General features: G+C 62.8%; 19 protein-coding genes and 2 pseudogenes. 8 read left to right on the forward strand and 13 right to left on the reverse strand.

What is annotated here, in order from left to right; translation table 11 throughout:
- Nucleotides 1-156: 156 nt before the first annotated feature.
- The 5 genes from AB4Y42_RS20395 to AB4Y42_RS20415 form a co-directional block, all read right to left on the reverse strand.
- The gene (locus AB4Y42_RS20395; RefSeq protein ID WP_368692066.1) at nt 157-441 is read right to left on the reverse strand and encodes a hypothetical protein; all 285 of its coding nucleotides are present in this window, start codon (nt 439-441) and stop codon (nt 157-159) included.
- 237 nt (nt 442-678) lie between these two features.
- The gene (locus AB4Y42_RS20400) at nt 679-909 is read right to left on the reverse strand and encodes a hypothetical protein (protein WP_368692016.1); all 231 of its coding nucleotides are present in this window, start codon (nt 907-909) and stop codon (nt 679-681) included.
- 205 nt (nt 910-1,114) lie between these two features.
- Entirely contained in the window at nt 1,115-1,918 is an 804-nt protein-coding gene (locus tag AB4Y42_RS20405) for an alpha/beta fold hydrolase (RefSeq protein WP_368695144.1), read from the reverse strand.
- A 5-nt stretch (nt 1,919-1,923) separates the two neighbouring features.
- On the reverse strand, nt 1,924-3,144 hold the full coding sequence (locus AB4Y42_RS20410) for a pyridoxal phosphate-dependent aminotransferase (protein ID WP_368695145.1): 1,221 nt from the start codon (nt 3,142-3,144) through the stop codon (nt 1,924-1,926).
- Nucleotides 3,141-3,800: an RraA family protein gene (locus AB4Y42_RS20415; RefSeq protein WP_368695146.1), complete on the reverse strand. Its 660-nt coding sequence runs from the start codon at nt 3,798-3,800 to the stop codon at nt 3,141-3,143. The genes AB4Y42_RS20410 and AB4Y42_RS20415 overlap by 4 nt, the downstream gene beginning before the upstream one ends.
- 126 nt (nt 3,801-3,926) lie before the next feature.
- On the opposite strand from AB4Y42_RS20415, the gene AB4Y42_RS20420 reads away from it, so the two are divergent.
- The 3 genes and pseudogenes from AB4Y42_RS20420 to AB4Y42_RS20430 form a co-directional block, all read left to right on the forward strand.
- Nucleotides 3,927-4,859 (forward strand): LysR substrate-binding domain-containing protein, encoded by a 933-nt coding sequence (locus AB4Y42_RS20420; RefSeq protein WP_368695147.1) that lies wholly within the window; start codon nt 3,927-3,929, stop codon nt 4,857-4,859.
- A 131-nt stretch (nt 4,860-4,990) separates the two neighbouring features.
- Nucleotides 4,991-6,937 carry a putative bifunctional diguanylate cyclase/phosphodiesterase gene (locus AB4Y42_RS20425; protein WP_368695148.1) on the forward strand — a complete coding sequence of 649 codons (1,947 nt, stop codon included), beginning with the start codon at nt 4,991-4,993 and terminating at the stop codon, nt 6,935-6,937.
- Nucleotides 6,938-6,978: 41 nt separating this feature from the next.
- A pseudogene (locus AB4Y42_RS20430) lies at nt 6,979-7,194 on the forward strand (hypothetical protein); the annotation flags it as partial.
- A gap of 14 nt (nt 7,195-7,208) precedes the next feature.
- Here the strand turns inward: AB4Y42_RS20430 and AB4Y42_RS20435 are convergent.
- Nucleotides 7,209-7,622 carry a hypothetical protein gene (locus tag AB4Y42_RS20435; protein ID WP_342924842.1) on the reverse strand — a complete coding sequence of 138 codons (414 nt, stop codon included), beginning with the start codon at nt 7,620-7,622 and terminating at the stop codon, nt 7,209-7,211.
- A gap of 317 nt (nt 7,623-7,939) precedes the next feature.
- Here AB4Y42_RS20435 and AB4Y42_RS20440 point away from each other — a divergent pair, with 317 nt between their 5' ends.
- Nucleotides 7,940-8,110, forward strand: coding sequence for a hypothetical protein (locus AB4Y42_RS20440; RefSeq protein WP_368692022.1), 171 nt, complete (start codon nt 7,940-7,942; stop codon nt 8,108-8,110).
- 8 nt (nt 8,111-8,118) lie between these two features.
- Here AB4Y42_RS20440 and AB4Y42_RS20445 read toward each other — a convergent pair whose 3' ends face one another.
- A complete protein-coding gene (locus AB4Y42_RS20445) occupies nt 8,119-8,502 on the reverse strand; it encodes a DUF2158 domain-containing protein (RefSeq protein ID WP_368695149.1) in 384 nt (127 codons plus the stop codon).
- On the reverse strand, nt 8,499-9,329 hold the full coding sequence (locus AB4Y42_RS20450) for a hypothetical protein (RefSeq protein WP_368695317.1): 831 nt from the start codon (nt 9,327-9,329) through the stop codon (nt 8,499-8,501). The genes AB4Y42_RS20445 and AB4Y42_RS20450 overlap by 4 nt, the downstream gene beginning before the upstream one ends.
- A 204-nt stretch (nt 9,330-9,533) precedes the next feature.
- Between AB4Y42_RS20450 and AB4Y42_RS20455 the strand changes: the two genes are divergently transcribed.
- A complete protein-coding gene (locus AB4Y42_RS20455; RefSeq protein ID WP_133189457.1) occupies nt 9,534-10,469 on the forward strand; it encodes a metallophosphoesterase in 936 nt (311 codons plus the stop codon).
- 86 nt (nt 10,470-10,555) lie between these two features.
- Nucleotides 10,556-10,852 carry a cupredoxin family copper-binding protein gene (locus AB4Y42_RS20460; protein ID WP_069266367.1) on the forward strand — a complete coding sequence of 99 codons (297 nt, stop codon included), beginning with the start codon at nt 10,556-10,558 and terminating at the stop codon, nt 10,850-10,852.
- Nucleotides 10,853-10,929: 77 nt separating this feature from the next.
- Here AB4Y42_RS20460 and AB4Y42_RS20465 read toward each other — a convergent pair whose 3' ends face one another.
- Nucleotides 10,930-13,197: an alpha/beta hydrolase domain-containing protein gene (locus AB4Y42_RS20465; protein ID WP_368695150.1), complete on the reverse strand. Its 2,268-nt coding sequence runs from the start codon at nt 13,195-13,197 to the stop codon at nt 10,930-10,932.
- A gap of 286 nt (nt 13,198-13,483) precedes the next feature.
- Complete coding sequence (locus AB4Y42_RS20470; RefSeq protein ID WP_368692025.1) at nt 13,484-13,789, reverse strand: hypothetical protein; 306 nt, start codon at nt 13,787-13,789, stop codon at nt 13,484-13,486.
- A gap of 295 nt (nt 13,790-14,084) precedes the next feature.
- Between AB4Y42_RS20470 and AB4Y42_RS20475 the strand changes: the two genes are divergently transcribed.
- Both AB4Y42_RS20475 and AB4Y42_RS20480 read left to right on the forward strand, forming a co-directional pair.
- Complete coding sequence (locus tag AB4Y42_RS20475; RefSeq protein ID WP_368695151.1) at nt 14,085-15,545, forward strand: amino acid permease; 1,461 nt, start codon at nt 14,085-14,087, stop codon at nt 15,543-15,545.
- Between the two features lie 18 nt (nt 15,546-15,563).
- A complete protein-coding gene (locus AB4Y42_RS20480) occupies nt 15,564-16,322 on the forward strand; it encodes a hypothetical protein (protein ID WP_368695152.1) in 759 nt (252 codons plus the stop codon).
- 52 nt (nt 16,323-16,374) lie between these two features.
- Here AB4Y42_RS20480 and AB4Y42_RS20485 read toward each other — a convergent pair.
- The 3 genes and pseudogenes from AB4Y42_RS20485 to AB4Y42_RS20495 form a co-directional block, all read right to left on the reverse strand.
- Nucleotides 16,375-16,542 (reverse strand): annotated as a pseudogene (locus tag AB4Y42_RS20485) (porin); the annotation flags it as partial.
- Nucleotides 16,543-16,554: 12 nt separating this feature from the next.
- Nucleotides 16,555-17,457, reverse strand: a complete 903-nt coding sequence (locus AB4Y42_RS20490) for a DMT family transporter (protein WP_368695153.1) — start codon at nt 17,455-17,457, stop codon at nt 16,555-16,557.
- Complete coding sequence (locus AB4Y42_RS20495; RefSeq protein ID WP_368695154.1) at nt 17,454-18,377, reverse strand: GNAT family N-acetyltransferase; 924 nt, start codon at nt 18,375-18,377, stop codon at nt 17,454-17,456. The genes AB4Y42_RS20490 and AB4Y42_RS20495 overlap by 4 nt, the downstream gene beginning before the upstream one ends.
- Between the last annotated feature and the right edge of the window lie 101 nt (nt 18,378-18,478).

Raw genomic sequence — 18,478 nt, forward strand, 5'->3', positions numbered from 1 at the left:
TCTGTCTCCTTCGGGGCCGGCTGCGCGGTGCGGTGCACCAGTCACGGGCCGGACCGTTCGTCCGTTTGGAATCGTTAAAGACTAGTCGCAAGCGGCGTGATACGAAAGGACGGTTCACATGGTGGGATATGGACCGGAAACGGCATGACAGCGTAGTTAAAGCTTCGGACAGGACAGCACTTGCAATGGCTGCGTGGCGACGCCGGGCTGGGCGCCAGGGGTCGGTGTGCCCTGCGGAGGCGTCGAAACGAGGCGCACGCTGTCTGGACCGGCATTGGCGAGTGCGTACTTCTCTTCGCTGCCTTCGGGTTGCCAGTACGCGCGGAAAACGGGTCCATCGCTGAAAACGAGCAGCGTGCCGTGCGTGGCCTGCCCCGCGGAAACGAAATCGACCGGTTCGCCGCTGCGTAGCGCGAAGCCGCCGGCGGCGTGGCTCCCCACGAGCTTGCCGCACGGCGGCGCGGCGTCGGGTGTGGGAGTGGGGGTGGGATCTGCGCCATGTGCTGGCTGCGTCGTGAGCAACGCCACGCCGAGACAGGACGACAACGCGAGCGTAAGAGTCGTTTTCACGCGCAACCTCGTGAACTCGTCATCGGTCGTTTCGGGGCGCGCAAACCGCATTCCCGCGCGTGCAGGGGACGAATGGCGACCCAGCGCCGGGCGGCCGGACGGCAAGCCTTAGAAGTCGCCGGCGTCCTTGCCGAGCGTGTTGATATCGATCTCGAGGGCGCGGCAGACGTCGCGCACGAACTCATCCATGGCAGCCGTGCACTCGGGGCTTCCCGCCGGGAAGTCCTCGGGGTTCTTCTTGCCTTGGGCGCGGCGGATGGCGCGAATGCTCGCCTCGAGCGCGCGCGCCTCTGCCCAGATGGGAGGTTTGTCGGGATAGTCGGGATGTTTGCGCGCCATGGCTGGTATTTCGGCAATGGCTACGCGAACTTTAGGCCGCGGCAGCGAGCGAACGGTAGCACGCCCATATAGCTGAGGATGCCAAACGTTTGCGCCGTCCGCATTGCGTTGCGACGGGCCGCGCTGCTGCCATCAAGGCCGCCGTTATCCAATGCGCATCGTGAGTAACAGCGGCAGGATCGTTTCGTACGCAACGCGCGGCTCGTCAAACGCGCCGCTGAAATCCGGCAATCGCCCGCCACATTGCAACCGGGTTCGAATACATGGGAAAGTGCCCGCAATCCGCAATTTCGGCCAACGCCACGCCCTGATCGCGAATGTGATCGAGGTACGACAGCGCAGCGTTCTGCTGCCCGTACATGAACATGCGCGGAAACGGCAAACCGAGGAATTTGCGCATCAAGTCGCCATTATCGGAGAGATCGACCATCGAGCGAAAAATTGGCCCCACTGCCGCGGCCCTGACCTTGTAGCGCACACTCGCGGCATAGAGGGCACTCGCATAGGCCGGCGCATGGCGCGTGCGCTCGATGAAATCGCTGAAGAAGCGCTCGGCGTCCGCGTGCGGATACTCCACGATCTGTCTGCTGAGAAAGCAGTCCTCGGGCGCGATATTGCCTTCGATATCGACGAAGCTGAGCACGCGCTCCGGGTGCCGGTGGGCCAGCATGAGCGCCGTCAGGCCGCCCATGGAGTGACCGACCAGATGGAAGCGGTCGAAGCCGACCCGTTCGAGCACGGCGAGCGCGGTCTCGACGAGAAACGGTATGCCGACTTTCGAAAGATGGGCACACTGCGTTTCGCCGCAGCCCGGGGCGTCGTACGCGACGAACGGGTGCCCTTCGAACGCCGCGTATCGCACGATATCCGCGTAGTCTTCTTTCGTGGACCCGAACCCGTGAAGGAACACGATGGGCGCCTTGTCGCCGTCGCGATGGATAGCGGAAAGCTCGAGCGCCGTGCCATCCACATCGAACGAGAACACCGAACGGGAAAATTCCTGAGGCATCGTGATCACTCCGCGAGCGTGTGGCAAAAATTCTGGATGGCGGCGCAAGCGTGCCGCAACGACACGTCGTCCAGCGCATAGGCAATACGAATATACGGACCCAGTCCGAACGCGCTGCCGTGCACCGTTGCCACACCGGTTTCGTCGAGCAGTGCGCTGGCCACTGCTTCGTCATCCTTGAGATATGCCCCGCCTCGCGTGGTCTTGCCGATCAGGCCGGCGCACGAGGCAAAGGCGTAGAACGCGCCTTGCGGCGCTTCGCAACGCATGCCCGGCGCCCGGTTCAGTTGCTCGACCACGAGATCGCGCCGTTGCTGAAAGGCCCTGCGCGAGCGCTCGACGAAATCCTGCGGCCCGCTTAGCGCCGCCAGCGCGGCATGCTGCGAAATGGTCGATGCGCCGGACGTCTGCTGGCCCTGCAGTTTTTCCATCGCGTCGATGAGCCAGCGCGGACCGGTACAAAAGCCGATGCGCCAGCCCGTCATCGCATACGCCTTCGAAACGCCGTTCATCGTCAGCACGCGCTCGCGCAACCGCGGTTCGACCTGGGCAAGCGTGAAAAATTCGAGCCCATCGAAAATCAGATGCTCGTAGATATCGTCGGAAAGCACGAGCACCTGCGGATGGGCGAGCAGCACTTGCGCAAGCTGCTGCAGCTCGGCACGGCTGTACACCGCACCGGTTGGATTGGATGGCGAATTCAGAATCAGCCAGCGTGTGCGCGGCGTAATGGCGGCGTGCAGCGCATCGGCGGTCAGCTTGAAGCCACTCTGCGCACCGCATGGCAGGATCACGGCGCGGGCGCCGCACAACTGCACGATCTCGGGGTAGCTCACCCAATACGGCGCGGGGACGATGACTTCGTCATCCTCATTGAGTGTCGCGGCGAGCGCGTTGAAGATCACCTGCTTTCCGCCGCTGCATACGAGTGTGTCGCGCCAGTCAACGTCGAGGCGGTTTTCGCGCTGGAACTTGCCGGCGATGGCTTCACGCAAAGCCCGCAGCCCTGCGACCTGCGTATAGCGCGTATGACCCGCTCGAATGGCGGCGACGCCGGCTTCGCATACGTGCTGGGGCGTGTCGAAATCCGGCTCGCCGGCGCTGAGCGAAATCACGGCTGCGCCGCTCGCGCGCCGTGCGGCCACACGGTCCATGACCCTGTAGGTGGCCGAAGGCTTCGCCGCCGCGAGGAAGCGGTTCAATGCGGGGAGGTTGGCGTCGCTCATCGAACTGCAATCGCCTCGAATTCCTTGTCGTGCATGACGTCCGCAACCGGGCGCCCGGCGCGCACCGCCGCCACCATGCCGTCCTGGCGGCGCGCGATCCGCTCGCCCAGCGCCAGCACCGCTTCGATATGGCCTTCGGGAACGAACACCGTGCCGCATCGATCGGCGATCACATAGTCGTTTTCGTGCACGGTGACACCCGCCATTTGCACCGGCTTGCCCGAGTCGATCTGGACCACGCGATTGCGCGCGCTGATCATCGTGACGCCGCGGCCATGGACCGGGTAGCCGATCGCCTCGCTGCCGTCGATATCGCGGCTCATGCCGTCGATGACCGAGCCGCGAATCCGCTTCGCCGTGGCGGCATTGGCGAGGATGTCGCCCCAGCAGGAGATGCCCTCCACGCCGCCCGCGATCACCAGCACGCGATCGTTCGTCGTGACTGCGTCGACGACGGGAGAGATCAGGTGCACGCCGGGTTCGGCGTCCTGCTTCGGCCCGAGCAGGACGGTGCTGGCGCGGCCGACGATCTTCGGACAGTCCCAAAGCGGACGCAGGCCGCAAGTCGCGCCGGGCAGGCCGAGAAAGTCGAGCGCATCGGAAACCGTGTTGGTGTCCAGTGAAGCAAGTCGATCGAGGAAGGAAGGCGTGGTCATCACACTCGGCTCCGTTGAATAGTCCGGCAATCCTCGCGTGGATCGGCTGATATGTAAATTTCGCATTTCGTATCTCGGTGATACGATTTCTGGAACAGCAACCGGCCACCGGAAAATGCGCTCACCATGAACAATACGATCGATTTCAGGCTGATACGGCAGCTATGGATGTTCCTCGCCGTTGCAGAGGAACAGCATTTCGGGCGCGCCGCCCAGCGGCTGAACATGTCGCAGCCGCCGCTCACGGAGCAGATCAAGGTGCTCGAGCAATCGCTCAAGCTGGAGCTGTTTTACCGGTCCCGCCAGGGCACGCAGCTGAGTCCGGCCGGCGCCGCGATACTGCCGGCCGTGCGCCAGTTCGCCGGGCAGGTCGAGCGGCTGGAGCGGGTCGTGCGCGAAGTCGCCGCCGGTCAGTCGGGTGTGTTGCATGTCGGGGCCATCACCTCCGCGATGCTCGAAACGGTGCCGCCCGTGCTGGACGCGCTCAAACGCGCTCACCCGCACCTGACCGTGCTCGTCAAGGAAATCGATAGCGTCGACGCCATTCCCATGCTCGAAGCCGGCGAACTCGATCTCGCGTTCGTGCGCATCGACGGCGAGGTGGGGAGCGGCATCGCCACCTTGCCGCTGGCCGAGGACCGGCTGGCCGTGGCGCTGCCGAAGGACCATCCGCTGGCCGCCCTGCCCCGCGTGCGGCTGCAGGCGTTGGCTGGCGAGCAACTGGTGATGTCGTCGCGACAGGTCAGCCCGGTGTATTTCGACTTCCTGACTTCGGTTTGCCGCTCGCATGGCCTGACGCCACACGTCACGCACGAGGTGCGCTCCGTCACTTCGCAAGTTGCCTATGTCGGCTGCGGCCAGGGCGTGGCGCTCGTGCCGTCGTCGATGCGCAAGCTTGCGCCCGGCAATGTGGTCGTGCGGCCGCTGAAAGAAAAGATTGCGGTGGTCACGGCCGCGCTGCTGTGGAACACGCATCGTCATCACCCCATGGTCGACGAGGTCGTCGCGTCGTTGAAGAAACGTAAGGCGCGAACCCTGGCCGTCGTGTTGAAAGCCTGATGAAAAATGGGGCGCGCGTCGACCATGAAAAGCACGCGCGTTGCCTCCAGAAATAACGCGAGCGGTCGTAAACGGGGGTATTACATTTCATTCCCGGCAGTTGCAGCGGGACCGCACCGACTCGCAAGACAATGTTCAACGTACTGGCCCAGTATTGGGGAACGATTCGGCGCACTTTCCTCGCCGGAAACAGCGCGGCCCTGAAGCTGGCGCAGTTGCGCGTGATGATCTATCAGCTGCCCATGATGTATGGGCTGCTGGTCGTCAACACGTGGGGCATGGTGCTGCCCCACGAGAACGAGATTCCCGCCTGGCAGGGCGTAATCTGTCCGCTCGTACTCACGGCATTTTGCTTCGTACGCGCCGTCTCCTGGCTGCGGCTCTCCAGGATGCGTGTCAGTGCGGAAGATGCGGCAACGATCCTGCGCAATTCCGGCAGGCTCGCCTGGGTCTTCTCCATTTCGTTCACAGCATGGTCGCTGTCCCTGCTGCCTCATGGCGGCGCGGCATTCAAGCTTCATGTCGCCTTCTACATGGCCATCACGGTCGTCGGCGTCATCTTCTGCCTGATGAACGTCATCAAGGCAGCGTTCACCGTCTCCGCCATTGTCAACGGCGCCCTCGTCATCACGTTCCTGAGTTCGGGAAACGGTGTATTCCAGGCGATCGCCATCGATACGTCGCTGGTTTCGCTGGCGATGCTGGTCGTTGCGTTCACGCAATACAAGAACTTCGCGGATCTCGTGGCCACGCAACGCGAAAACAAGCGCCTCGCGAATATCGACAGTCTCACGAATCTCCCGAACCGGCGGGCCTTTTTCACCTCGCTCGACAGGCATTTCGATGCCGCCATGGCATCGGGCGGACGGCTCGCGGTGGGCCTCGTCGATCTCGACGGCTTCAAGTCCGTCAACGACATTCACGGCCACTCGCTGGGCGACCACGTGCTGGCCGAAGTCGCGTCGCGGCTCGCCAAAGCGGCGTGCGGCACGATCACGCTGGCGAGGCTGGGCGGCGACGAATTCGGCATCATCGTCACGGACGACTGCACGGACGCCGGCCTCTCGCAACTCGGCCGCACCATCTGCGATGTTTTTCAATATCCCATACTGGTCGGCGAGATTTCCGTTCGTCTTGGGGCGACGATCGGCTTTTCCACCTATCCGCACATTTCACGCAACAAGGCGGATTTGTTCGAAACCGCAGACTACGCGCTTTACGAGGGCAAGCGCCGCTCGCGCGGCTCGGTGACGATCTTTTCGGAGACGCACCGCAACGCCATCATTCGCGAGTCGCAGATTGCCCAGGCGCTACGCTCCCCCGATCTCGCCAGCGAACTCGATCTCGCGTTCCAGCCGATCTACTCGCTCGAGCGCCAGCGCACCGTCGGTTTCGAAGCCCTGGCGCGCTGGCGCAGCGCGTCGCTCGGCACGGTCCCGCCCGGCGAATTCATTCCCGCCGCGGAACGCAACGGTGTCATCAACGGCTTGACCCTCGCGCTGTTTACCAAGGCCCTGGCCTGCGCGAAGCAATGGCCAGCGCATATCCGCTTGTCCTTCAATCTGTCCGCGCATGATTTCGCCAGTGAGTCCGCGGTGAAAGAGTTGGCCCGGTGCATCGTCAGCAGCGGCATCGACCCGGCCCGGCTCGACTTCGAGATCACCGAAACCGCGATGGCCAAGGACTTCGACCAGGTCCAGAAGGCGGCCAAGGTGCTGCGAGCGCTGGGCTGCGGTTTGTCGGTCGACGATTTCGGCACTGGCTATTCGAGCCTCTCGTACCTGTGCAAACTTCCGCTCACGCGCCTGAAGATCGACAGGATGTTCGTGAGCGGTCTCAAGGAGCGCACGACGGCGTTCACCGTGGTTCGCACGCTGCTCAATCTCAGCCGTCAGATGTCGCTCGACTGCATCGTCGAAGGGGTGGAAACGGCGGCCGAACTGCGAACGGTCGCGGCGCTCGGGGCAACACTTATTCAGGGCTACTATTGTTCGCGCCCGATGGAGGCTTCGGCAGTGGCCGGTTTTCTGGAGCGTGAAAGCGAGGGCGAAGCGGTGGCTCGCCTCGCGGGAGAATGACGAGTAGTCCGCATACCAGAATGGCTGCTTAACTGTTTGTCGGCCAGTACGCGATGTGGCGTACCGATCTCCTCAACTTTTCGATCAATGAGCAGCCGGCGCAAGCGGGAATGTTGCGCCACGTTGGATTCGAGGACGACGCGGCAACCGGCTATTCGAGCAGCGTCGACGTGAACGGTCTCGAATGGGAGTTGTTTTCGGCAGCCGAGCAGGACGCGCGCATCGTCAGCGCTTACGGGGTTCCGGTCAAGTCGTGACGGGTGCGCATCGCTTAGCCGGTTAAAGCGCCGAGGCAGCGGCCGCACGAACGCGCCTGGCCCAGTCGCAGGCGCCCTGCGCTCACGGTCACCTCATTGCCGCAATCGCACCGGCAAACCCACTTGCCATCGCCGGCATAGCGATCCGTCGTCAACTGGCCGAACACCTCGCCCCCCTTCAGCGCAGGCGAGCCCGGCCGCGACCGCCACACGCGGCGCTGCTCGCCGCAGCCGCAATCGCGCGTCTGGCCGCTCTCCACCGCATCCAGCGCGGCCGTGACGTGGGCGCCGCAGCGGCACCGCCAGAGCCACACGCCGGCGCCGCGATATTGAAGCGCGACAAGATCGCCGAACGCGCGACCGGAAACGTCGCGATACGGCGGAAATGGCCATTCAGGCGGCAAGGGGGGACGGATACGCGGGTTCACGACAGATAGATGGGATTCGGCGTCCTGGTCTCAAGGGTGTCCGTTCGTCTTCGATGTGCGGGCACGCGGCCCGGCAAAGAGGGGCGGATCATCCTGCACGGCCGGCGGGTCACCGCCTCGTTACGGGTTATCTGAGTATTTTGGCATCTCACGTCACGAATGATAAATCGTGAACGTCCTGGCAGCATGGGCGGACGCGGTTGGAGCCGGCCAGGTCGGCCCGGCCAGGTTGGCCCGGTCAGGCCTGGGGTATGCGCATCATCGTGCGCACCGTAGACAGACAGATATCCGGTCTGATCTGATCAGCCAGGAGCAACATGATGTTGACCTTACCGATCTTTCTAATTGCTTTCTTCGCGATCATCGTGGCCATGCACCGCGGCGTGACGCGCAAGGCAGACTCGAAGCTCCGCGAGCAATTCGACGCGCAAGGCGTGGGCGGTGAGGTGTCGCGTCAGTTGATGCGCGCTTCGGGCTACAGCGTCTGAGTTTCCGACTACGCTGAAGCGAACTGAACTGCATCGGTACTGAACACGGCCCGAACGAGTTTGGTCGACTCGGGCGACTCGAACCACGCACAGGAAAGCTGCGGACCGAATGCCGTCGGCACGACCTGGTTCACCGTCATTAACGGCCCGCCTGAGCACAGGCGCACCGTCCTGCCTTTAAATCGCGCAGCAACCGAACTCAGCGTCTCGGAACGCAAATCCCTGTGGATCGCACAAACTGCGGACATGTTTCCTCCCGGATGCTCACGACTCGCTGACCGGCGCCCACCGCTCTCGTCAACGACTGGAACCCGTATATTCGCCCTTGTCCGCATGCGCTGAATATAAGGTTTTCGCCTTCGTATCGGAACAAATTCGACATCGAAAGTCATTCGCGAACTTCCTGTTCGCACGATGCACTGCGCGCCAGCAAACGGACGCCCACCGACTCGCTGCGCAGCCTGCGGCGCTCGAGCGCGTTGCGCAACTGGCCCAGGATCAGCGTGCCGGCAATCAGCGCGAGATAGAGCGTGACGAGCGTGTGACGTGCGCCGTTGAGGGCCGCCTGATGGACGACCAGCGCGGCATCGACAGGCGGAAGCAGGTGGCTCGCCCCCTCGACGGCTCGCATCATGTGGATGAAGCCCCCTGCGGAAAGCAGCGGCAGCAGGATGAAGACGATCAGCAGCGCGAGCCGCATGCGACGCGCCCGTGCATCGTGGCGCAAGCGGAACCACAGCCCAAGACATCCGTGTATCCAGCCGGGCGCTAGCAGCGCGAGTTGCAGACCCTGCGTGCCGCTCGTCAGCAGCACGACGATGACGCGCTCGTAGTTGGGTTCGAAACCATAGAGCGAAGACGCGAGCCGGGTCGTCACCGCGTGGCGGATCAGCAGCAGCGGCAGGCTGAGCCCTGCCCACAGGCGGATCCATTCCGCGGGCGGCAGCGCCCAGTGGCGACGCCCGTATATCGTGTGCAGCGCCAGCACGAAATGCACCGATGCGGCGCCATACAGTGCGATCGTGCCGGGCGTGCTGCGCCAAAGCCGCAGCGCGAGGACGAGACCGTGTCCGGCAAGCTCGAGCGACCAGATGCCGAGCGCGTGATTGACCAGATGCAGAAAAAGATACGTCAGCATCACGAGGCCCGACGTGAGTTGAAGCCGGCGCAGAAGATATTGAACGTTGATGCTCGCTGCGCTGGCGCGGCGACGGGTCATGCCGACGATGTCCATATTGGTTTCCGCCATTTCGTGTGCCACGCCTGCCATACCGCGAACCCACGCCGGTTATTCCCGCGCTCGACTCGCGAAAAAATCCGGGAATAAAACAGCGGCGCTCGCGGTATTGCACGTGAAGCCCGCCCTGGAGGCACTCCGAATTGCACCGGCGGTCGACTTCCTGAACCCAGCCGAGAGGACATCATGTCGTCAGATCTTCCTTCCCAACCGTCACGCCGCAACGCCCTGAAATGCCTCGCCTTCGGTGGCGCCGGCACTGTGTTCGTTCTGGCCGGAGGCGTCCTCACGCCCGTGGAGCTGGCTTTGGCGGCGAGCAGCAAAGAAAACGCCGGCGTTCCGCTCTTTCTGCAGATCAGCGACTCGCATATTGGCTTCAACAAGGAAGCCAATCCCGATGTCGCGGGCACGCTCAAACAGACCATCGACTACGTGAACGCCATGCCCGTCAAACCCGCCCTGGCGATTCACACGGGCGATATCACCCATCTCTCCAAACCTGAGGAATTCGATCTGGCGGCGCAATTGCTGTCCGGCCTCAGCATTACGGAGTTGCACACCACGCCCGGCGAACACGATGTGACAGATGGACCGCAAGGCGAATACTTCAAGCGCTTCGGCAAGGCGTCGGACAACCGGGGCTATTACAGCTTCGACCACAATGGCGTGCATTTCATCGCGCTCGTCAACGTGATGCATTTCAAGCCGAACGGTCTGGGCAACCTGGGCGAGGACCAGCTCGCATGGCTGGAAAACGATCTGAAGGGCCGCACGTCGAGCACGCCGATCGTCGTGTTTACGCACATGCCGATGTGGACGATCTATGAACCATGGGGCTGGGGCACCGGCGATGCGGGCCAGGCCATGGATTATTTAAAGCGCTTCGGCTCGGTGACCGTGCTCAATGGCCACATTCATCAGATCGTTTCCAAGGTGGAAGGCAACATCACGTTCCACACGGCACGCTCGACGGCCTATCCGCAACCGACGGCCGGCGACGGGCCCGGACCCGGGCCGCTCAAGGTCGCGAGCGATCAGCTGCCGAAGATGCTTGGCGTGACCAGCATCCGGATCACGCGCCATCCTCTCGCGGCGACGCTTTCCGACACGTCCCTCGCCTGACCTTGCGTTTCGCTCATTCAACAAGGATCCGAGCCATGCTCTCCATTCACTATCGTCGCGCGTTCGCCCTCTTCTACGGGATCGGGATGCTCATGGCGGGGGCGTCCCTTGGTGTGCCTGCCGCGCAGGCGCAGGAGCCCAATGAGATCGACATCAAGAATTTCATGTTTTCGCCGATGGCGCTCACCGTGAAGGCGGGCACCACGGTGACCTGGAAGAATATGGACGGCGAACCGCATACGGTCGTCAACGATGCGGGCGTCTTTCACTCCGCCGCGCTCGACCAGAACGATACGTATCAGTTCAAGTTCGACAAGCCGGGGGTATACAAGGTGTTCTGCGGCATTCACCCTTATATGAAGGCGACCATTACGGTGCAGTAGAGACCCAGACGACGGTACAGAGCGTCGTCGCGCGTATTGCAACTCGCTTGCGTGACGCGACGACGCCTGGTCGCGGTTCAAGGATTCGGTAATAAGGTCGGAGAAATCTGTGCTGCGTTGCTGATGAAGACGTTCGTCGCATCGTCCTGCAGCAAGTAGCCTTGCTTGACAAGTGCGCTCGCCGCCGTCGCAACCGCCGCCTGGTAGCGCGATCGGCTGCCGCCATAGAGCGCGTTCAGCGTGGCTCGGCTATCGACGCCGCCTGACTGCGCGGACGCGTTCACCGCGAACGGAATCGCCGCGCCGTTGGAGATGCAGCCTTCGCCGATCGCGTGGCCCGCACCGCGATAGTTCCACCCGGTGTACGTCGCGAGCGGTACGCTCACATCCGGCACGAGTACGCCCGTGGTTTCGTTGCCGTTGGCGTCGACCTTGGGCACGAGAATCGTGTAGGGCTGCGCAGTGCTAACGACCGGCACGGCCTTGCTGTAGTCGGTCACGAAGACCTGATTGTATTCGCCGTTGAACGTAAGACTGAGCGCTGTCGGCATCGCGGCGGGTCCGCTCGGCACGGTCACGCTCTCGAGATCAGGGAAGCCCGTCGCGGCTTGCGTCGGCGCGACCAGATTGCCCGATGCAACGGTCGGATATTGCGAGGCGGGCGGCTCCGTGCCCTTGCCGGCCCACGCGACCAGCGCGGGAATCAACGCGCGCTCGACGGGCGTTTCTTCCACGGGCGAGCCCGGCAACTGACACAGACTGCCTGTCGCTGGCACCGTGAAGTTGCCCGTGGTCACGCCGCTGCCGCCGCCGTGCTGCGTGCCCGGCACGAGGTAGTAACGCACATTCGGCGGCAAATGGACGTCGTTACCCCGTCCATCGGTGACGACCAGCGACGCGGCCCCGCCCCACCATTCGAATGCGCCGTCGAGTTGCATGATCTTCGGACACGTACCGGAGGCCTCGCAACGCTTCAGCAGGCCATCGGTCGCGCCGCTGACCGGATCGGTCGTGACCGCGTACGTGAAGGGGAACTGGAAACCCGGCATGAAGTGGTCTTCATGCTGTTTCGACCACCGTCCCGGCTGTGCGAACGCAGCGTTGGTCCACGTGCGGCGTGCAGCGGAAATGATCGGAAATAGTCCGTCGAAAACGATCCTTCCGTGCTTGTCCTCGTTGAACCCTTGATAGAGAAAGTCCTTGATGAAGCGGCCCGACTGCGAAATGCCCTCCCCGATCGCGACGTCGAAGTTCGTATCCCGGGAGCACTTCGACGCTGCGCACGCCGCATCCTTCAGATCGTTGAGCGGATTCTTGACGCCTCGCGCGTCGGCCCTGTCGTAGCGCAGCCATGAAACGAGATCGCGCAGCGCCGCAAAGCCGATGCCGTCGATCGTCGGCGCCGCGGCCTTGTAGACGAAGCTGTAAATCGTCCCGGCATCGGGCGGGACAGTCCTGCCGTGGGGACCCGGCACCGACGCGGGCGGCGTGAACTTGACCGAATAATTCCCTTCATAGACATTGTTCGGCGTGCTGATATAGCTCCACGTACTCACTTTCGCCGAAGGCGCCATGTAGGTTTGCACGCCGCCCGGAATGCTGCCGTAGGCCGATAGCCACGATTGCCGCGCGGTGAAGGTGACACTGCCCGTGTCGTTGAGATCGGCGGGCGGGTAAGTAAGCGGAATCGTCGTCGGATCGCCTCCCGCATAGTCGGGAATGAACTCTTCGCGCGATAGCGCAGTCATCGGCGAACCGTCCTTGTTGGTAGCCACGGGGAATCTCGTGCCGACCAGACCCGTGCCGGCCAGCGTACTCGTCCCGTTGAGCGGAATGTCGCCTTGCCAGCCGCTCCAGAGAATCGTATAGCCATGGCGCAGCAGGGACGGGAAGGTAGACGGCGGGGGTGCGCCGGTATCGAGCGCGCCTCCACCAATGAAGGACCCGTCGGCGAGCTTGTTGCCGCGATTCACGACGTCGTAGAAGAGCACGCGAGTGGCACTCGCCGCGCTTTGCGGACGCAGGATCACGACATCGGTCCAATAGTCGACGTAACCATCGACGCCGACCGGCGCGTTCCTGATGTTGACAATGCCCGCGTTGAGCGGAGAGCGCGGATCTAGGGCGCCGTGCACGACGGCGGTGATGACCTCGTACGGCCCAGCCGCGCCAGCAGGCGTCGCACCGCCAAACGCCGGTTCGGCAGCAATAATCTGAAAGCTCTTGATGAAGCCCGCGCCCCGCTGGCCAGGTTGCGGGCCGTGCGGATCGCTGTGGGCGATTCCGCCGACGAACATACCACTCGCACCGACAATCAGTAGCATTCCTATATTTTGAGTCTTCATCGTAGAATCTCCTAACCGTGGCGAACATGGCGGAAGCGGAGTCTCGCGCCGTGTCCCTTGAAGAACGGCGAACCCGAGAGAGGCAAGGCTTTCACGCGAATGGTCCAGCATTGCGCATGCATGCTGGACCGACACGCGTGATCAGGCGTGGCGGAAGTCGAATGCTTACGATTGACCGAAATCGTTTGATATATCTTGCGCGGCCTTGTGTATTTATAATTCGCGCAAAGACGATTCCAACTGTCGTTTACGCGTACGCTGGAGGTGCCCGCGCGGGCCCCACAGGTCAGCGTTTCGCGATATCGTCGCCGTGGGAGTCCTTGTACACGACCTCGACGTCGACGGTCCGGCCGTCGTCGCCGAACTCGCGCGCCTGCCGGCGCAGCGCGCGGATCTTCCACCACAGATAGCCGACGACAATCACGCCCACGCCGAACAGCACGGCAAGCAGCACCAGCGACAGCATCGCTGCCACCACCAGCACGATTGTGCTCACGACGACGGCCGCAAGCCGGCCGAACCATCCGTATTCGCCGATCCGGATCCCTTTCTCGAATGTCGCGCGCCGCGGCGACGGTTTGTCGTTGTCCATTCCACTTCTCCTGGCCGCCGTCCGGCTGAACTGCCCGCGCGAGCGTGGACTTTGCCGGGACGGCGAACCATCAATGATGCCGACGAATCCTGCGATACGCGTGGCGCATAGTCCGGATCCCCCATCTTGCAGATGCACATGAAGCGTTCCGAAACATCTCTGCCCACGCAAGCCGGTCGTCGTTGTTCGGTTAACTGAAAACTTACCCTTCCCACTCGCGCCTGTGTCTATTCTAAAGAAGTAAGGCAAGGCGAATCGAGTCGTTTCCACTCACAGTTGAATGGGACAACCTATCATGGCTGACACGAGCTACACGGCGCGCAAGTCCATCGCCGACATAGCAGGAAGCGCCGATGCCGAAAGCGGCGGTGGGCTGTCAAAGACCCTGGGGGCGCCCAGCATCACGGCGATGGGAATCGGCGCCATTATCGGCGCGGGTATTTTCGTCCTCACCGGCACGGCGGCGGCACAATTTGCCGGGCCGGGCATCATCCTGTCCTTCGTGCTGGGCGGCATTGCGTGTGCGTTTGTCGGCCTCTGCTACTCCGAACTGGCCGCCATGCTCCCCGTATGCGGCAGCACTTACACGTATACCTATGCGACGCTTGGCGAAGTGTTTGCGTGGATCATCGGCTGGGACCTGATTCTCGAGTACGCCATGGGTGCCGCGACGGTCGCAGTCGGCTGGTCGGGGTATATCGTCAGCCTGTTGCACAACGCCGGAATCAACATCCCGCCTACGCTTGCTGCCGCGCCCGGCACGACAATCCAGCTGCCTGACGGCTCGACTGTCGCCGGCATCATCAATCTCCCCGCCGTGCTGATCATCGCGATTCTCACGACGATGCTGGTGCTCGGCACGCGCGAGTCGGCACGCGTCAACAACGTCATGGTCGTCATCAAGCTGACGGTCGTGGTGGCCTTCATCGCCATCGGCGGGTTCTTTGTGCATCCCGCCAACTGGCATCCCTTCGTTCCGCCCAACACCGGTGCGTTTGGCAGCTTCGGAGCAAGCGGTATTCTGCGCGGCTCCGCAGTCGTGTTCTTTGCCTTCATCGGCTTCGATGCGGTATCGACTGCCGCACAGGAGGCGAAACGGCCACAGCGCGACATGCCGATCGGGATCCTCGGCTCGCTCGTCATCTGCACCTTGCTCTATATCCTGGTGGCCGCCGTGCTAACCGGACTCGTTCCATACGCACAACTGAACGTACCCGATCCGATCGCCAAGGGCGTCGACGCCATCGGTTTCACCTGGTTTTCCGTACTGGTCAAGATCGGCGCGCTAACCGGGCTGACCACCGTGATACTCGTGCTGCTCTATGGGCAGAGCCGTATTTTCTTCACGATGTCCGAGGACAGGCTGCTTCCCCATCTGTTCTCCACTGTCCATCCGCGCCTGCACACACCGCATCGAAGCCAGATCATGATCGGCACGGTCGTCGCCATCGTGGCGGCCCTCACGCCGATCGGCGTATTAGGCGAGATGGTCAGCATCGGTACGCTGTTTGCGTTCGTGCTCGTGTGCGGCGCCGTCATGTACCTGCGGCGCAGCGACTCCGACGCGAGCCGTCCATTCCGTGCGCCCGGCGTGCCGATCGTCCCCATTCTCGGCATCGCGTTTTGCGTGCTGCTGATGGTGGGACTGCCGCTCATCACCTGGGTACGGCTGGTCATCTGGCTGCTGATCGGCATGCTGATCTACATGTCGTATGGCCGGCATCATTCAAGACTGCGCCATCCGGAGCGTGAATGAAGGAACCGGTGGGCAACCATGAACGCTCAGCACGCCTGTTTCGTTCGCCCGGCGCGGGCTGCCGTGTGCGCGGCTTCACTCGCAATGCTGGCCGATTGCGGCGGAAGCGCATGCATTGGCCTCAACGGCTGCGGCGGCACAACCGTGACGCCGAACGTCACTATCTCCGGCACGGCCGCGACCGGCACAGCGATCGCCAGCGCGACGGTCAACCTCAGTTGCACGCAGGGCTCGGGATCCACCCTGTCCGACGGCGGTGGACACTACGCGATCACGTTCGATGCCACGCCTTCCTGCATCCTCAGCGTAAGCTCCGGCGGTGTGAGCCTGCATTCGGTGGCGTACGCCGGGGGCACCTTCAATACGACGCCGGAGACCGAGCTGATGCTCGTCTACCTCGCTGCACAACTCGGCACGAGCAAGAGTGGTTTGATAGCGGGCTTCCCGACCAACTCGCAGTACCAGCAGGTACTGGGTAGCCCGTCCGACGTGCAGGCAGCGCAATCCGCAGTCGTCACGAATCTGCAGCAGCACTATGCGGTCACGCTGACGGTGCCGGCGTTTTTAACGACACCCTTTACGGTTGGCCAGCCAGGTGTCGATAGTGATTCAGGCACGCTGGCGGCGGCAGGAGCGATCGACGCGAATGGCATGCCCGATCCCGCTGCCGTCTCGCTGCTGACCGCGGCGGGCGCCGCGCATCCGCTTAGCGCGACGTCCGCCCCCTCTTCCGGCACTGGCGGCACTGGCAGCGGCAGCGGCAGCGGAACGATGTGACGTGGACCTGCCAATGTCCGAACGGCGTCGGACCGCAGCGCCCAAAGGCAGGTTAGAGCCGCGTGCGAAAGCCCACCGTTGCCACGACCTGATTCCCCGTTGACGATGCGCCGCCGGCGGTGTTGATGAACGCGACGTACTGGTGACCCGCGACGTGCTGGTACATCGTTTCGGCGTAGACGTTCGTGCGCCTGGAGAACATGTACACCTGTTCACATGACTGAATTCGCAGCTACGAGTCGGCGAGCGCACGCGCGATTTTCCGTTCTGGTTTGCGCCATTGACTGACGAGAAGCCCACTGACCACGAGAGCGACTGCAGCGACCAGGGTTGAAGTTGGCCACCGGCGTGTCACGACGACTTCCATCACAGCGGCAGTGACAGGGCCCAGTGCCTGAAAAGCGACGACGCGGCTTGCATCGAGCCTGCTCAATGCCCACAACCAGCAGAAGTACCCGACACCGCTCGACAGTCCTATAAAGCCGACATTCCCCCATTGCGTCATGGACAGGTTGGGCACCAACGGTTGGGCCGTTACCCAGCAAAGGCCGACGAGAAACACCACGGCTGCGCTCATGGCAAGCGCGCTCGTCGGCAACGCGGGATAGCGCCTCAGAAGCGGCCGATATAGAAGGCTGCACACGGCGCCGATCAACGTGGCACCGATCAGCGCGCATAACGCACCGATGTCCACGGATCCAGCGTGGGCAGGCGGTACACGCAACAAGACCGACACACCGGCGAGCGCGATCACGAGACCCAACAGTTTGTGCAGGCTGAATGCTTCGCTCCGACTTGCTACAGCCAACGTCATTGTGAAGAGCGGCATGGTCGAAAAGACGAGCGCGCACGTAGCGGCAGGAAGGATCGCTAACGCATGATTGAGCAGCACGATGAGCACGGCAAACTGGAATATCCCGAGCAGGCCGATAGCAAACGCATCTCGCCGTGCGAAGCGAGGGCGCGTGCCGAGCCAGACGGGTGCTGCCAGCACGCCCATGCCGATGGAATAGCGGAGAAACGCCAGCGTGGCGGGCGAAGCCTCTTCAGACACTGCCCGGGTAGATACCATCGCCGCACCGACCAGGATTCCGGTGGTTGCCGCGGCAAGCGTGGCCGACGCCTTCGCGCTCACAGATCACGGGCCCAGATCTGACCAGTCAGATCCTTGCCGAAGCTGTGGTGCGGCTCCTCTTCCACAAGCTGAAAGCCTGCTTTCTCGTAGATTCGCCGCGCGTCCGTCAAGACGCTGTTGGTCCACAGGATCATGCGCTTATAACCAACGGAGCGCGCAAATCGCAGACATTCGTCGACCAGCCGATGGCCGATTCCCAACCCGCGGGCGCTCGCATCGACATACAGCAGCCGGAGCTTCGCAGTTTCCGCGTCATGACGAACCACGAAGACCGAGCCCACTGGCTTGCCGTCCCTCTCGGCGATCCAGCAACGCTCCGAGGTGGCATCGTAATCGCGGATGTATTTGGCAACGATTTCCGCAACCAAAGCTTCGAACTCGGCGTTCCAGCCGTTCTCTTGCGCGTAGAGCACGGCCTGCTTATGAACAATCCATCCCATATCGCCCGGCTGGGGATCTCTCAAGACATAGCTTGCGGTCGATTCCCCTAACAAGCCGTGGACCTGCGCCATGGCATCGACGAGTTGCTGCTGTTCGGCGTCCGTCAGGCGCTCGAGCATCGCCATGACCTCGTTCCGGGACGCGACGTTCAGCGGTTCGAACGTGTCGCGGCCAGCCGCGGTGAGCGCCAGTTCGCTGACCCGCGCATCCGTCTCCGATCGCTGCTTGACGACCAGCCCCTTTTTTTCAAAGCCGGCGATGACACGGCTCATATACCCGGCGTTCAGCCCGAGTTCCCGGCAAAGGTCCGAGGTCGTGAGCCCGTCCCTGTGGGCGAGTTCATACAGGATGCGGACTTCGGTCAGCGAAAATTCACTTTCCAGCAGGTGCTCGTGAAGCACGCCGATCTGGCGAGTGTAGAAGCGATTGAATCGCCGGACGAATTCGGCGCGGGCGATCAGTTGCTCTCGGCTGGGCATGCGACACCTCATAGTTGCCTGAGGCAAATTATTGCTTGCCTCAGGCAACTATGCAAGTTGTTTGTGTTGGATTCGGATTGCGCCTGCGGCACTGGCAGCCG

The sequence above is a fragment of the Paraburkholderia sp. EG286B genome, from assembly GCF_040965655.1.
In the GTDB taxonomy this organism is placed as follows: Bacteria; Pseudomonadota; Gammaproteobacteria; order Burkholderiales; family Burkholderiaceae; genus Paraburkholderia.

What these genes read in the sequence shown, in the direction of transcription:
- AB4Y42_RS20470 (WP_368692025.1), bottom strand. Translation starts at nt 13,789, where the DNA reads ATGGACAACGACAAACCGTCGCCGCGGCGCGCGACATTCGAGAAAGGG.
- AB4Y42_RS20410 (WP_368695145.1), bottom strand. Translation starts at nt 3,144, where the DNA reads ATGAGCGACGCCAACCTCCCCGCATTGAACCGCTTCCTCGCGGCGGCG.
- AB4Y42_RS20440 (WP_368692022.1), top strand. Translation starts at nt 7,940, where the DNA reads ATGATGTTGACCTTACCGATCTTTCTAATTGCTTTCTTCGCGATCATC.
- AB4Y42_RS20445 (WP_368695149.1), bottom strand. Translation starts at nt 8,502, where the DNA reads ATGACTTTCGATGTCGAATTTGTTCCGATACGAAGGCGAAAACCTTAT.
- AB4Y42_RS20405 (WP_368695144.1), bottom strand. Translation starts at nt 1,918, where the DNA reads ATGCCTCAGGAATTTTCCCGTTCGGTGTTCTCGTTCGATGTGGATGGC.
- AB4Y42_RS20400 (WP_368692016.1), bottom strand. Translation starts at nt 909, where the DNA reads ATGGCGCGCAAACATCCCGACTATCCCGACAAACCTCCCATCTGGGCA.
- AB4Y42_RS20425 (WP_368695148.1), top strand. Translation starts at nt 4,991, where the DNA reads ATGTTCAACGTACTGGCCCAGTATTGGGGAACGATTCGGCGCACTTTC.
- AB4Y42_RS20420 (WP_368695147.1), top strand. Translation starts at nt 3,927, where the DNA reads ATGAACAATACGATCGATTTCAGGCTGATACGGCAGCTATGGATGTTC.
- AB4Y42_RS20495 (WP_368695154.1), bottom strand. Translation starts at nt 18,377, where the DNA reads ATGCCCAGCCGAGAGCAACTGATCGCCCGCGCCGAATTCGTCCGGCGA.
- AB4Y42_RS20450 (WP_368695317.1), bottom strand. Translation starts at nt 9,329, where the DNA reads ATGACCCGTCGCCGCGCCAGCGCAGCGAGCATCAACGTTCAATATCTT.
- AB4Y42_RS20480 (WP_368695152.1), top strand. Translation starts at nt 15,564, where the DNA reads ATGAACGCTCAGCACGCCTGTTTCGTTCGCCCGGCGCGGGCTGCCGTG.
- AB4Y42_RS20460 (WP_069266367.1), top strand. Translation starts at nt 10,556, where the DNA reads ATGCTCATGGCGGGGGCGTCCCTTGGTGTGCCTGCCGCGCAGGCGCAG.
- AB4Y42_RS20475 (WP_368695151.1), top strand. Translation starts at nt 14,085, where the DNA reads ATGGCTGACACGAGCTACACGGCGCGCAAGTCCATCGCCGACATAGCA.
- AB4Y42_RS20465 (WP_368695150.1), bottom strand. Translation starts at nt 13,197, where the DNA reads ATGAAGACTCAAAATATAGGAATGCTACTGATTGTCGGTGCGAGTGGT.
- AB4Y42_RS20455 (WP_133189457.1), top strand. Translation starts at nt 9,534, where the DNA reads ATGTCGTCAGATCTTCCTTCCCAACCGTCACGCCGCAACGCCCTGAAA.
- AB4Y42_RS20415 (WP_368695146.1), bottom strand. Translation starts at nt 3,800, where the DNA reads ATGACCACGCCTTCCTTCCTCGATCGACTTGCTTCACTGGACACCAAC.